General features: G+C 39.7%; 16 protein-coding genes. 9 read left to right on the forward strand and 7 right to left on the reverse strand.

Features of this window, described 5'->3' with window-relative positions; translation table 11 throughout:
• Window positions 1–73: 73 nt before the first annotated feature.
• The 4 genes from I6E11_RS06405 to I6E11_RS06420 form a co-directional block, all read right to left on the reverse strand.
• Complete coding sequence (locus I6E11_RS06405; RefSeq protein ID WP_154042759.1) at window positions 74–298, reverse strand: DUF3791 domain-containing protein; 225 nt, start codon at window positions 296–298, stop codon at window positions 74–76.
• A complete protein-coding gene (locus I6E11_RS06410) occupies window positions 295–765 on the reverse strand; it encodes a DUF3990 domain-containing protein (protein WP_235337138.1) in 471 nt (156 codons plus the stop codon). Before I6E11_RS06410 ends, I6E11_RS06405 begins: the two co-directional genes overlap by 4 nt.
• A gap of 2 nt (window positions 766–767) precedes the next feature.
• Window positions 768–980, reverse strand: coding sequence for a DUF3791 domain-containing protein (locus tag I6E11_RS06415; protein WP_235337139.1), 213 nt, complete (start codon window positions 978–980; stop codon window positions 768–770).
• A 150-nt stretch (window positions 981–1130) separates the two neighbouring features.
• Complete coding sequence (locus tag I6E11_RS06420; RefSeq protein ID WP_235337141.1) at window positions 1131–2105, reverse strand: PGN_0703 family putative restriction endonuclease; 975 nt, start codon at window positions 2103–2105, stop codon at window positions 1131–1133.
• 199 nt (window positions 2106–2304) lie between these two features.
• Between I6E11_RS06420 and I6E11_RS06425 the strand changes: the two genes are divergently transcribed.
• From I6E11_RS06425 to I6E11_RS06435, 3 genes are all read left to right on the forward strand, one after another.
• Complete coding sequence (locus I6E11_RS06425) at window positions 2305–2748, forward strand: NanQ anomerase/TabA/YiaL family protein (protein WP_235337143.1); 444 nt, start codon at window positions 2305–2307, stop codon at window positions 2746–2748.
• 186 nt (window positions 2749–2934) lie between these two features.
• Window positions 2935–3624 carry a radical SAM mobile pair protein A gene (locus I6E11_RS06430; RefSeq protein WP_262911681.1) on the forward strand — a complete coding sequence of 230 codons (690 nt, stop codon included), beginning with the start codon at window positions 2935–2937 and terminating at the stop codon, window positions 3622–3624.
• Window positions 3597–4472 (forward strand): radical SAM mobile pair protein B, encoded by an 876-nt coding sequence (locus I6E11_RS06435; protein ID WP_235337147.1) that lies wholly within the window; start codon window positions 3597–3599, stop codon window positions 4470–4472. The genes I6E11_RS06430 and I6E11_RS06435 overlap by 28 nt, the downstream gene beginning before the upstream one ends.
• Before the next feature lie 6 nt (window positions 4473–4478).
• Here I6E11_RS06435 and I6E11_RS06440 read toward each other — a convergent pair whose 3' ends face one another.
• Both I6E11_RS06440 and I6E11_RS06445 read right to left on the reverse strand, forming a co-directional pair.
• Entirely contained in the window at window positions 4479–5393 is a 915-nt protein-coding gene (locus I6E11_RS06440; RefSeq protein WP_235337149.1) for a helix-turn-helix domain-containing protein, read from the reverse strand.
• A 34-nt stretch (window positions 5394–5427) separates the two neighbouring features.
• Window positions 5428–5862 (reverse strand): Fur family transcriptional regulator, encoded by a 435-nt coding sequence (locus I6E11_RS06445; RefSeq protein ID WP_235337151.1) that lies wholly within the window; start codon window positions 5860–5862, stop codon window positions 5428–5430.
• 174 nt (window positions 5863–6036) lie between these two features.
• Here I6E11_RS06445 and I6E11_RS06450 point away from each other — a divergent pair, with 174 nt between their 5' ends.
• Together I6E11_RS06450 and I6E11_RS06455 are read left to right on the forward strand one after the other, a co-directional pair.
• A complete protein-coding gene (locus tag I6E11_RS06450) occupies window positions 6037–7971 on the forward strand; it encodes a heavy metal translocating P-type ATPase (protein ID WP_394800107.1) in 1935 nt (644 codons plus the stop codon).
• A 14-nt stretch (window positions 7972–7985) separates the two neighbouring features.
• The gene (locus I6E11_RS06455) at window positions 7986–8765 is read left to right on the forward strand and encodes a Cof-type HAD-IIB family hydrolase (protein ID WP_235337152.1); all 780 of its coding nucleotides are present in this window, start codon (window positions 7986–7988) and stop codon (window positions 8763–8765) included.
• A gap of 175 nt (window positions 8766–8940) precedes the next feature.
• Here I6E11_RS06455 and I6E11_RS06460 read toward each other — a convergent pair whose 3' ends face one another.
• Window positions 8941–9315, reverse strand: a complete 375-nt coding sequence (locus I6E11_RS06460) for a winged helix-turn-helix transcriptional regulator (protein WP_204507369.1) — start codon at window positions 9313–9315, stop codon at window positions 8941–8943.
• A gap of 169 nt (window positions 9316–9484) precedes the next feature.
• Here I6E11_RS06460 and I6E11_RS06465 point away from each other — a divergent pair, with 169 nt between their 5' ends.
• The 4 genes from I6E11_RS06465 to I6E11_RS06480 all read left to right on the forward strand — a co-directional run bounded on the left by I6E11_RS06465 (window position 9485) and on the right by I6E11_RS06480 (window position 13801).
• A complete protein-coding gene (locus tag I6E11_RS06465) occupies window positions 9485–9877 on the forward strand; it encodes a nuclear transport factor 2 family protein (protein ID WP_204507368.1) in 393 nt (130 codons plus the stop codon).
• Between the two features lie 2 nt (window positions 9878–9879).
• A complete protein-coding gene (locus tag I6E11_RS06470; protein WP_235337153.1) occupies window positions 9880–10419 on the forward strand; it encodes a flavodoxin family protein in 540 nt (179 codons plus the stop codon).
• Window positions 10420–10633: 214 nt separating this feature from the next.
• Complete coding sequence (locus I6E11_RS06475) at window positions 10634–12190, forward strand: sulfatase-like hydrolase/transferase (protein ID WP_235337155.1); 1557 nt, start codon at window positions 10634–10636, stop codon at window positions 12188–12190.
• Window positions 12191–12328: 138 nt separating this feature from the next.
• Window positions 12329–13801: a PepSY domain-containing protein gene (locus I6E11_RS06480; RefSeq protein ID WP_235337157.1), complete on the forward strand. Its 1473-nt coding sequence runs from the start codon at window positions 12329–12331 to the stop codon at window positions 13799–13801.
• The last annotated feature ends 80 nt before the right edge of the window (window positions 13802–13881 follow it).

Raw genomic sequence — 13881 nt, forward strand, 5'->3', positions numbered from 1 at the left:
AGTGTTTTTTAAAGATTTATGTTGTCAAGATATTAAAAGTTTTCGGGTTTTCAAAGGAGAATATGAGATATTCTTAATTATGATTTTGAGCGATATAATCATTCCAGATTTCTGTAGCAAGATATTTGTCACTTCTGCAATGTAGGTCAGCAATACCCTCGTCTATAAGGTCTGCTATTTCAGAACTATAATATATATCTGTAGCTTCTTCAATTGTTATATGATACATCTCACTCAAGCTTGATATTATGTTTGAGCATTTTACTCCTTTATATATCTGTTTTGAAACTCCTGTCATAATTTAATACTTTCAATGTAAGTTAAACATTCATCTATCATTTGTTGTGACCGAATACATAATTGTATATTTGGCTTTTCGTATTTCAATAAACCTAATGCTTGTTCTTTGGATAATTCACCTGCGAAATATCTGTCTAATGTTAAAATAACACGGTCGTTGGCAATACCTCCAATGACCATATCATAAAGTTCTACAGGTTCCCCTATACGGCAATTTGCGACATAATCCAACCATTCACTGTTATATGAATCAAAACGAAGTAATTTCCATTTATCAATATTATAACTTAACTCATAAATATTAAGCCAAGCAGGTTTACCTCTACGCAGGAAACGTTGTGCGTATTTTTCAGCCTGCTCACGTATTGTTGTAATGTAAAATCCCTGTCCGAAATCAAGATACTCCCTTGAATGTATCGTGTCCGGATTTTCTACTATAACACTTGAAGCATGATATACTTTCATAATTATAGAACTCCTTTCTCTTTCATATAATCTGTCAGGTCTTCCATCAGATAACGCGAACCAAATGTATGCAGTACATCGTATGAGGGGACAATGTATCCATACAGTATCCCTGAATCTTTAAGCCGTTTATAAACTTCTCTCTGCGACAGATGAAGATGTACTGCCAATGTGCTAATGCAAAATGTAACAAAATCCAGAACTTTTTTATCCATAATCATTTGAGATTTTAATAGTTCGCACGAATTATAACAAAGTTACAAATTACTTGGTTATTATAAACAATTGAATGATGTTTTTTATTCATTGATTTAGTTTAAATAGTATTCAAACAGTGTTTGAACACTATTAAATACCGTTTATGACTATATAAAAGGATATCTTGTATTCAGATAATCTACCCATAGCCTGTTCTTTTCGTTCATCTCAAAATGTTTACTTATAAGGAGAATTAGTTTCTCAATAGTAATATATCCGAATGTCGATTTTCCATATTCTGACAGTAATTTTTCATATTCCGGAAGTACTTTCTTGAAATGAGTATTCCCTTTTGGATAAAGTGTGATACTATGGAATCTGTCAATTTGTCCGTTCATAACCATTGTCACACCTAACAAATGGTTTCTCCATATCTGGCGATATTCATTTTTGCAGAGCGATGTTTCACTCAGACGGTTGTTGCTTATCTCATTTGTGTATAGTCCACATTGGCGAGTCTTGGTAGCGTATAGAGAATCTTCCTGCTCCATAACTCTCTTCCTTTCTAGTTTCCCAAAAGGATATCCTTCCTCAGTATATTTCACTTCAATACCTACACCACACTTTTTCCCATTATAAATATATTCAATATATGTATCGAATGAAGTATTGTCGTCAAGTGCGTCCTCTTTTTTAGGAGCCCACTCAATACGAATATCTGTTACCTTATCTATCTTATCTGTTTTCAGGATTTCTTTTAATAGAGCAGATGTGGCTTGCAGATCAGATTTCATTGGATAAAATACATTCCAAGGAATATGTTCACTCCTTAGCATATTGCCCATAAGTCCTTCATGGAGAGCCATATTTAACTTACCGTATCGCTCCTTTATACCATTAAGTATTTCGTTTCTATAAACCTCACAGAAATTATATCCTAATGAAGCGAATGGCTCCATAAGGAAAGCACCATACTTACCGAACTTGTGTTTAGGATCGTATGGAATACCTAACACCATCTGACGGAAAAGTGACTGCTTTTTCCTCGCATGTGCTTTGAATGCTGGCTCACTGGCATCTTGTGGAGGTCCTTGACATGCGGCTTTCTGCTTTAATAATATAAGTTTTTCTAATTGATCCATATTTTAAAATCCAGTACTATATGACAAAATTAGCAATAATAATTTATTAATTATTATGTTGCGATATCAATACATTTAATTTTTGGTAGATATAGTTAATTGGGAGGTTAAAACATGGATAATATTCACATTGTTAAATTAATGGTTTTCCATTCATTTTTCATACCTTTGCGTAGTATTAATTTTTAATTTTACGATTATGATTATCGACAAACTTGAAAACATTGGAATGTATGCCTCTGTAAATCCGCTGTTTGCTCAGGCTATTGAATTTTTGAAATCGACAGACCTTAATGCTCACGAACTTGGTAAGGTAGTGCTGAAAGAAGGCGAACTGTTCGTTAACTTTGCTGCTGCCAGACCAAAGACTAAGGATGATGCAAAAATAGAGACACACAATAACTTCATCGACATCCAGATTCCTCTCACAGGCACTGAACTTATGGGATATATGCCGAGAAAAGACCTTGCTGAGGCTGAATATAATGCAGAAAAGGATGTAACTTTCTATCCCGGACATGCTACTGACTATCTGACTGTGAAACCTGGGATGTTCGCTATTTTCTTCCCTGAAGATGCTCACGCACCTGGTGTGACAGAAGTGGAACTGAAGAAAGTTATTGTTAAAGTTAGAGTGAAATAAGATATCGGTTTTTATTTACGGACCATTTGATAACGGAAGAATAGGCAAGAATTCAGCTGTTTGCCTATTCTTCCATTTATGTTATAATATATCTTCGTCTCTTTATCAAATTGGTATTTTTCGCAACTATTATGGTACATCTTTAGTGTATAATAAGGATTAATTTTGCTGAAAAATATAAGTTATATGACTGTTTGTATTAAGTCTCTGATTCAGAATATGAATATTGTTATAGGTTGTACTATAGGGTGTAGCTACTGTTATGCCAGGTGTAACTGCAACAGGTTTCATATGACTGATGACTTCTCAAAGCCGGAATATTTGGGCAGGAAATTATATCTTATGGATAATCCTGTATCACATGTATGGTTTCTTACGGGAATGAGCGATTTCTCTGATTGGAAAACAGAATGGAATAATGAAATATTCAATCGTATATCTATTAATCCTCAGCATTCTTACATATTATTGACCAAGCGACCTGAACTTATTGATTTCAGAACAGACGATGAAAATGCGTGGATGGGTGTGACTGTAACCAGAGCGTCAGAGAAAAAACGTCTTACAGATTTAAAGAAATACATTAAAGCCAGACATTATCATGCCACATTTGAACCTCTTTTTGAGGATATAGGCGAAATTGATTTTAGAGGGTTTGACTGGGTTGTTATAGGAACAGAAACAGGAAAAAGAAAAGGAAAAGTTGATGCCAGGCCAGAGTGGGTATTACATATAGCTGAACAAGCAAAAAAATGTAATATTCCTGTTTTTATGAAAGAAGATCTCTTGCCTATTATGGGGGAAGATAACATGATCCAAGAATTACCTGAACAGTTTATACAAAAAACATGGAAAAAGAAATTGTCAAAGAAATAGATGTGCAAAGCGTGATGACAAAATCGTCTTTGCCGGTTGGAGGATTTTCTGTCAATCCGTACGTGGGATGTCCTCATGCATGTAAGTATTGTTATGCATCGTTCATGAAACGTTTTACCGGGCACACGGAACCGTGGGGAACTTTTCTTGATGTGAAAAACTGGAAACCTATAGCCAATCCACATAAATACGATGGCCAGAGGATTGTTATCGGTTCTGTTACAGACGGATATAATCCATACGAAGAGGAGTTTTGCAGGACTCGCAGACTTCTGGAAGAGCTGAAAGGTACAAATGCCGAGATAATGATATGTACCAAATCCGATCTTGTCTTGCGTGACCTTGACTTGCTGAAGAATTTCCCGAAGGTTACTGTTTCATGGTCTATAAATACCTTGGATGAACAGTTCCGTAAGGATATGGATCGCGCCGTAAGTATCGAGCAGAGAATTGCGGCCATGAGAAAGGTGTATGAAGCAGGGATACGTACAGTATGCTTCGTGTCGCCTATATTTCCGGGGATTACCGATGTGAAAGCTATTATCGAGCGTGTCAGGGATTTTGCCGATTTGATATGGCTTGAAAATCTTAATCTTCGGGGACAATTCAAGTGTACTGTCATGAGTTACATTAAAGACAATCATCCGGATGTTTATGACTTGTATGATGAAATTTACAATAAGAAACGGATGAACTATTGGGAGTCCCTCGAAAAAGAAATCTCAATGTTCGCAAAACAAAATGGTTTCCCTTATATGGTTAACGACCTGCCTTACGGGCGTTCTGAGAAAGGGAAGCCTGTTATAGTAAATTATTTTTATCACGAGAGAATAAAGTTGAAACCGTGAAACTAGTTATATTGGCTTGACAGATGTCACAAATTCACTGATGGTCTGTCCTGTCATCTGCTTGAAGAAACGCATCAGATGGTTCGGCTCAGAGAAATGCAGGCGGAAGGCTATCTCTTTTACAGACATATCGGAGAAAAGAATATCGTTTTTCACCTCCTGTAGCAACCGCTGTTTCAGCAGGTGTACGGCCGACAGACCGAACTCACGCATGACAGCCTTATTTAGAGTTACCCTGCTTATGTTCATCATTTCAGAATAGTCCGTGACCCGTGTCTTCTCGGAAATATGTTTTTCCAGCAGTTCTTTGTATTGGTATGCGTAATTGTTCTGCGGAGGTGCGAAAGGAAGGTTGAAATGCCTGGCGTAGAATCTGTTCAGTAATAGAAGAAACTGATACAGACAGGCTACAATCATATGATAACTGTCAGCTACAGGATTATGCAGTTCTCTTTTCATTTGTTGCAAGATTGAGAGATATGTCGCCATTTCTTTATTCGGCATATCGAAAAAAGTTGGATAGTCATGCTGGTAGCAATACAGTAGTCTGTACATGAAATATTTGTCGGACAGGAAATTGCTGATGAACTCCTCCTGAAATATTAAGAATGTATAGTCCAACTTGTCCAGGCTGACATGCCATTCCTGAATCAGGAAAGGGGATACTACAAGTACCATATTAGGGTGCAACTCTATCTTTCTGCCCGACAAAATCATATAGCCTTCTGCTTTACGAAAGAAATAAAACTCAAAGAAATCAGTTTTATACCGTTTTTCAAGATTGAACCATCCCGGCTTTTCTGAACTTTCGGCCGAATTAAGAAGGAAATCTACTCCACATGAGCTTTTGGAGTATTTCAGCAGAGAAATGTGCTCAGCCGTTTCTGCCGGATAAATGCCATATGATTCTTTATACTTCATAATACTTGGTTTAATCTTTTATTAGTAAAGAAATTTATATGATGTTCTTGTGCTTCCTGCCGCATTCAGGACATTCGCCCTTGATTACAAACGATACGGAGCGCATTGTAAATCCAGGTTTCAGCTCGAATTCGGGTAAAGGAATATCATCCATGCAGAATGATTTTCTGCATGACTCGCAGTAGAAATGTATATGAGCGTCGGACAGATTGCAAACCGTTTTGCTTGTACACAGCTCATAGTTTAGTATTCCGCGTCCGTCCTCGAACGAATGTACTATGTCGTGTTCCAGAAACAGTGTCAGTACACGGAATATGCTCGATTTATCCATAGTGGCAAGTATGTCCTCCAGGTCGGTAAGGCTCACGGGGCAGGCCTGCTCTTTCAGGGCTTTCAGAACAAGTATTCTGTTTGCTGTCGGTTTTACTCCCTTAAGCTCCAGACTGTCAGCTAAATCATTAGTTTCCATCGTCTTTTCTGATTGTTTGTTTTCATCGCGGCAAAGATATAAAAAAATAAGTACATTTGTACGCCTGTCCGTTTTTATGCAACCCGGTTGCATATACTCCCGCAAAGTTTTTATGCAACCAGGTTTTATAAAATCCATTTTATATTTGCGTCACGAAACAGAAAGATTTGAATTATGACAGAGAATAATGAACATGTACACGACCATAAGCACAATCATGCGCATAGTGGTCTGAGAGGAAAGATTACTCTTATCGTAATCACCTCGTTGTTGCTCATAGTGGCGGCAATAATTGAGAAACATGGTAACTTGTCAACCTTGCAGTTACTGTTTGTTTATCTAGTGCCTTATCTTATTGTCGGATACGGGACATTAAAAGAGGCATGCGAAGGCATAGCCGGAGGAGATGTGTTTAATGAACATTTTCTTATGGCTGTCGCTACCATAGGAGCCTTATGTATAGGTTTCCTCCCCGGTGCTGAGACTGAGTATCCGGAGGCTGTATTCGTTATGCTTTTCTTTCAGGTAGGCGAGTTGTTTGAGAGTTATGCCGAAGGAAAGAGCCGCGACAGCATTTCGCATCTTATGGACATACGTCCGGATGTGGCAAATGTGGAGAGAAATGGAAAAATCGTTACAGTTTCTCCTCAGGAGGTCAATGTAGGCGAAACAATTGTTATCAGACCAGGAGAGAAAGTTCCTTTGGACGGAATAGTTGTAGAGGGTACATCGTCACTTAACACCATAGCGTTGACAGGCGAGAGTATGCCGCGCGAATTGTCGGTTAACGATGAGGTTATGTCCGGTTGCATAAACCTTACGGGAGTTATCCGTGTTAAGACCACAAAGAGTTTCGGAGAAAGCACTGTGTCGAAAATCATCAGTCTCATGGAAAATGCCGATGCCAGCAAGTCGCGCAGCGAATCGTTTATAACACGTTTTGCACGTGTATATACTCCTATAGTGGTTATAGCCGCACTGTTTCTTGCCGTTATTCCGCCGCTGTTTTCACCGTCGGCCTTTATGGAATCGTTCCCATTATGGCTCCATCGTGCCCTGATATTTCTGGTTGTGTCCTGTCCTTGTGCGTTGGTAATCAGTGTCCCTCTTACATTTTTCGGTGGACTTGGCGGAGCTTCACGCCGTGGTATCCTTATAAAAGGAAGCAATTATATGGACACACTTTCAAAGATTGGTACTGTGGTATTCGACAAGACCGGAACACTCACACGAGGAGAATTTGCCGTTGAGGCTGTCCATTCGGACAGGTTCAACGAACAGGAGTTGCTGCATCTTGCCGCACATGTGGAACATTTCTCTACACATCCCATAGGTGAAGCCCTTCGTTCGGCTTTTCCAAACGAGGCGCACGACGGTTGCCCGGTAACTGACGTGGAAGAAATAGCCGGACATGGAATAAAGGCAAATGTGGCAGGACGTACGGTGTGTGTGGGCAATCAGAAGATGATGGACAGTATCGGTGTGAAATGGCATGATTGTCATAGGATAGGTACTATAATACATGTGGCTGTAGATGGAGAATATGCCGGCCATATCGTAATAAACGACCGTATAAAGGAAGATAGCCCTGAGGCGATAGCTTCACTGAAAAGGCTGGAAATAAGTAAAACTGTGATGCTTACCGGTGACCGTAAAGAAGTGGCTATGGATGTGGCTGGCAAGCTTGGAATAGATATCTGCCATGCGGAACTCCTTCCGGCAGACAAAGTGGAGCATGTGGAGGCTCTTCTCTCGTCTGTAGATAAAGGAAAGACTCTGGCCTTCGTGGGCGACGGAATAAACGACGCTCCTGTGCTTAAACGTGCCGATGTGGGTATAGCTATGGGCGGACTGGGAAGCGATGCTGCCATAGAGGCGTCCGATGTTGTTCTGATGGACGACAAACCTTCAAAAATAGCCGAGGCGATAAGTATCTCAAGGCGTACGATAAGGATAGCCCGCGAGAATGTCTGGTTTGCGATAGGAGTGAAGATAGCAGTCCTTGTACTAGCCTCTGTAGGTCTCAGCACCATGTGGATGGCTGTATTCGCTGATGTGGGTGTTACGGTTCTTGCCGTATTCAATGCCATGCGTGCATTGCGTAATTAATTTTGATATAACATATGATAAAAGCTATATTCTTCGATATTGACGGAACACTGGTGAGTTTTAACACCCATCGTATTCCACAGTCTGCCATAGATGCTATTTCAATGGCAAAGGCAAAAGGTGTCAGAATTTATATCTCCACCGGACGTCCTTTATCTCTTATAAACAACCTTGACGAAATAAAGCATCTGATAGACGGATATATCACAGCCAATGGAGCATTGTGCTTTTCAGACGGCAAGATAATATCATGTACACCTATCCCGAAAGAAGATGTATTGACGGTGTTGAGGTTTTCAGACGATATGAAATTCCCGTGTATGGTGGTAGGCGAGAAGGCCCTTACCATGTACAATAGCGACGAGAGGACAGACCGGATATTCCGCCAGATGCTGAATGTACACAATATGAGGGAAGACAATAATGTGGAACAGATTCTGCAACAAAGAATATTGCAGCTTACGCCTGTCATTTCTGTAGCCGAGGAAAAGCAGATTATGCCGTACCTCTCCGGATGTGTTTCATCACGTTGGTATCCGGACTTTGCCGATATAACTGCGACTAATGCCAATAAGGGTAACGGACTTCTGGATATTATATCGCACGAAGGCATTAGCATAGATGAAACAATGGCTTTCGGTGATGGAGGTAATGATGTTACGATTATAAAAAAGGCGGGATTAGGTATTGCTATGGGAAATGCTAATCAGGTCCTTATAGATGTGGCAGACTATGTTACGTCATCTGTAGATGAAGACGGTGTGTATAATGCCATGAAGAGATTTGTATTTTAAGCTTGAATAAAATCATGAATGACCTTACATTTTCTCTATATACAGATTGTGTTTTTATATATATAGATTGTTTATATAAAAATATAACTTGTATTTCTCTAAATATAGGTTGTATTTAGAGAAAATGAAAAGGAATTTTGCACTTGTCGAGCCTGTAGAATAAACTTCTGTCAGGCTAATTCTCTGTTATATCATTTGAAATAGCTTTCCCATATTTTCTGATAAATAAATTTTCATTCTTATTACCCCATTCAATCATGGCATCAATAATTGGTATCAATGTCAGGCCTAATGATGAGATGGTATATTCCGAACGTGGAGGTAATTCAGGGTATATGGTTTTCGTGACCAATCCGTCTTCCACCAGTTCTTTTAACTGTAAATCAAGTACACGTGGAGTGGCTTCAGGAAATATTTTATGAAGTTCGCTCGGACGTAATGATTTGTTTCGCAATTCATCCAGGATGCATGATTTCCACTTTGAACCTATAAGGCTGATTGTCAGCCTTAAAGGACAATCCAAGTCTACCGGTATTTTTCTTTCGTACATAAGTCTATGGAACTGAAATTTATTATCACTCAAAAACAAGCGTAAAATTACAAAACTATGATATGATGAAAAAATTTTCATATACCGAAAAATTTTTCGGTACTTGTGGAAATAACAACTACCCTCTAACTTTGTGCCATTATGATTACTGACACATAAACCTATAATTATGAGAGCGAATATAGAGGAATACAAGGCTGTAGAACTTGCGGCCATGAATTTTGTGAGGAGTGTTGCAGAAGGCAACAGTTCGTATGCTAAACATCTTTTTATAGATGAAGCTGTCCTGTTCGGATATTTAGACGGTCAGTTGGAACATGGCAGTATAGAACAATTCTACAGGAATGTAGACAATGTTGGTCCGGACAGCGGTTTCAAGGCGCGTATAGACGTAATCGATGTGGAAGAGACACTTGCTGTAGTTCGTGTTTTGGAGGAAAACTGGGGTGGACGTATAGATTTTACTGATTATCTTCTACTTATGAAGATTGGCGGTGAATGGAAATGTGTGGCAAAAGCCTATAATCAGAATTCAAATACAATAAAAAATAAGGAGAAGTAAATATGAAAATTACTGTTATTACAGGTAGTCCGAGGAAGAATGGAAATAGCCTTGCCATGACACGTGCGTTTATAAAAGAAGCTGAAAAGTGCGGTCATACTATTAATCTTTATGATGCTGTTTCAATGAATATAAGTGGTTGTCATGCGTGCATGACTTGTTATAAGACCGGGAGAGCATGCACATTCAATAAAGATTTTGATGCTATAGCATCTTCTATTCTTGATTCGGATGGAGTTCTGTTTGCCATGCCTGTCTATTGGTATTCTATTCCGGCACAAATAAAAGGAGTAATTGATTGCTTATTCTCGCTTGTAGCTAGGGAGAAGAATGTATCCGGAAAGAAGTGGGGCCTGATTACTTGTTGCGAGGAAAATGATATGTCTGTAATGGATGGTGTAAGAATACCAATGGAGAAGACTGCTTCCTTGTTGAAATGGAATCTTGCAGGTGAAGTTCTGATACCGGATGTCTTAAATGAAGGTGAGATTGAGAATACTGATGGATGTCGTTTGGCTACAGAACTTGCCCATAAATTTTGATTGTATATTAAAGGTAAATGGAATCCTAAAGAAGGGATAACATTTACCTTTTTATATGAAGTAAGATTTGAATTCTGATTAGAACTAATGGAAATATTCTTATTTATTATGTCAGTATAAATAAAATATATTATTTTCTTTGCGTGATTAATGTATTTTTCATAATATTTCGTATCTTTGTACACATATATCATTTTAAACTAAATCTTACCTTATGGAAAAAAACACTTTTCACTTGGGATTGATTTCAGCTGCGGCATTGCTCAGTGCATGTTCAGGTGGCGGTTCTAAAAATCAATCGGAAAACAAACAGAAGAATCCTAACGTAGTATTCCTTATAGCTGACGACCTTGGTATTGGCGATTTGAGTTGCTACGGTGCGACAAAAATCCAGACTCCAAACATCGACCGTCTGGCAAGTCAGGGACTTCAGTTCGCAAATGCTTACACTACTTCTTCTACAAGTACACCTACTCGTTTTGGTATTCTTACCGGTATGTACCCTTGGCGTCAGGAAAATACAGGTATCGCACCGGGTAACTCTGAATTGATTATCAATACAGAATGTACAACTATGGCCGATATGTTCAAGGCAGAAGGTTATGCTACTGCAGCCGTAGGTAAATGGCATCTCGGACTTGGCCCTAAGGGAGGAACAGATTTCAACGGACTTATCAAGCCTAATACTCAGGATATAGGTTTCGATTATGAATACATTATTCCGGCTACGGTTGACCGTGTGCCATGCGTGTTTGTAGAAAACGGACGCGTGGACGGACTTGACCCTAATGACCCTATAACTGTCAGCTATGACCATAAGGTAGGAGACTGGCCTACAGGTAAGGAAAATCCTGAACTTGTCAAGCTTAAACCAAGTCAGGGACACAATAATACCATCATCAACGGTATTCCTCGCATAGGATGGATGACAGGCGGTAAGTCTGCACTGTGGGATGATGAAAAGATTGCTGATATCATTACTCAGAAGGCTAAGGACTTCATAGTAAGCAACAAGGACACTACATTCTTCCTTTATATGGGAACTCAGGATGTACACGTACCTCGTGTACCGCATCCGAGATTTGCAGGAAAGAGTGGTATGGGTACTCGTGGAGATGTTATCCTTCAGTTGGACTGGACAGTGGGCGAGATAATGAATACCCTTGACAGTCTGAATATTGCCGACAATACTATCTTCGTATTCCTGAGTGATAATGGTGCCGTGATTGACGACGGTTATCAGGACCAGGCTCGTGAACTGCTGAACGGACATACTCCTATGTTGAATTATCGCGGTGGTAAGTATAGTGCATACGAAGCCGGTACACGTACTCCATTGCTCGTAAGATGGCCGGAGAAGATTAAGCCTGCCGTACAGGAAGGACTTTATTCTACTGTCGATTTCTTTGCGTCATTCGCAGGACTGTTGGGTTATGAAATACCTGAAGGACAGGCTCCTGACAGCCGCAATTATCTGAACACTCTTATCGGAGCGGATACAAAGGGATGCGACTATGTAATCCAGCAGAATCTGCACAATACGCTTTCAATCCTGAAAGACGGTTGGAAATATATCGAAACAAGCGATAAGCCTGCGTTGGAGTATTGGACCAAGACTGAACTCGGCAACAGCAAGAATGTACAGCTTTATAATGTAGTTGACGACCCCTCTGAAAAGAAGAATGTAGCAAAGGAAAATCCTGAAATGACACTGGAACTTGAGAAACTGCTGATGGCAGAAAAGAACAAGTTTGAAAAGACTAAGATGTAAAACAATCTTTTAATACTAAGATAGTAGCGCCCGATGAACGTATAATGAATGTTTGTCGGGCGTTCGTTGTATTTCAATGTTGTATGAAAGTATGATTATGCATATTTTTGTACCGGATTTCAATATTGATATTGTATAATGAAACGCATAACCTGGAAAAAACATCATAAATGGTTCGGCATAATATTCGCTTTCTTCATGCTTATGTTCTGCCTGAGCGGGATAGTGCTCAATCATCGTGAGCTGGTGGCAGATATAAATGTAGGCAGAGATTACCTGCCGGATGATTATAAGTATAAGGACTGGAATCTTGGACTTCTTCGTGGCTCTGTAAGATGTAATGATAATAATGTATTTATCTATGGAAACAGTGGAGTCTGGAAGACTGATTCAACCGGACATTCTGTTTCTGATTTCAATAAAGGGCTGCCTGAAGGTGCCGATTTCCGTAACATAAAGGCTATGGTTCAGGTTCCGGACGGCTCTCTTTTTGTAGCAGGACAGTTTGGCCTGTATAGGAACGATGGAAAAGGATGGGAGAGTACCCCTCTTGTACTTTCGGCTCACGAACGTATCTCCGACCTTGTATTGAAAGAGGATACCATGGTTGTGGTGGGACGTTCGTATCTCTATACTTCTGTCAGTCCTTATAATGAATTCAGCAGATTGGAATTAAAGACTCCTGAAGGCTATGACGGTAAGGTTTCGCTTTTCCGAACCGTATGGCTGATGCATAGCGGAGAGATGTTCGGTACTGTTGGGAAACTGATTATGGATGCTGTAGCTGTTATACTGATAGTGCTGTGTCTTACCGGGATTGCATACTGGCTTTTGCCTAAATATATAAGGAGAATCCGCAGGAGAGGTAAAACGGCCAAAGGGAGTACTCAGCTAATGAAGTCGTCGATTAACTGGCATGACAAACTTGGCAGATATACTTTCGTAATACTCATGTTCGTATCTTTTACCGGATGGTGCCTTCGTCCGCCTGTACTAATAGCACTTGTTTCTTTCCGTACTTCCGCTATCCCATATACCGTTGCAGACAGTGATAATGCCTGGAATGACAGACTGCGTATGCTTCGCTATGATGCCGAATATGGCGATTGGCTACTGTCTTCATCCGAAGGTATTTTCTCTTTAGCAACACTCCGGTCTGTTCCTGTGAAATTGGAGAAGACACCTCCTGTCAGTGTTATGGGACTTAATGTTTGGCAGAAAGATTCCTGTGGCAACTGGCTTACGGGTTCTTTCAGCGGAATGTATGTGTGGGACAGAAGCAGACAGGTTTCTACTGATTATTTCACCGGAGAAAAGGCAGAAGATGTTGCAGGTCCTCCGTTCGGGAAATATGCCGTATCGGGCTATTGCGATAATATAGGAGAAAAGCCTTTCGTAGTTGAGTATTACAAGGGTACGTCAGCACTATATATGCCCGAAAATCTTTCTTCTCTGCCTATGTCTTTATGGAACTTTGCCCAGGAGATACATACGGGACGTATATATACCATCCTCGGACAAGGTACTCTTATTTATATCTTCTTTGCCGGACTGGCAGCATTGTGGTGCATCTATACGGGTTTCGTTATCAGAAGGAAAAAGCGTGAGTAATAAATGTCTTATAGGAAAATGTTTATTTTTTTCTCATAAATCAAGAAAAAGATTTGTTTGTTTGAATATTATTCGTAATT

The sequence above is a fragment of the Bacteroides caecigallinarum genome (assembly GCF_021531075.1).
Lineage (GTDB): Bacteria > Bacteroidota > Bacteroidia > Bacteroidales > Bacteroidaceae > Phocaeicola > Phocaeicola caecigallinarum_B.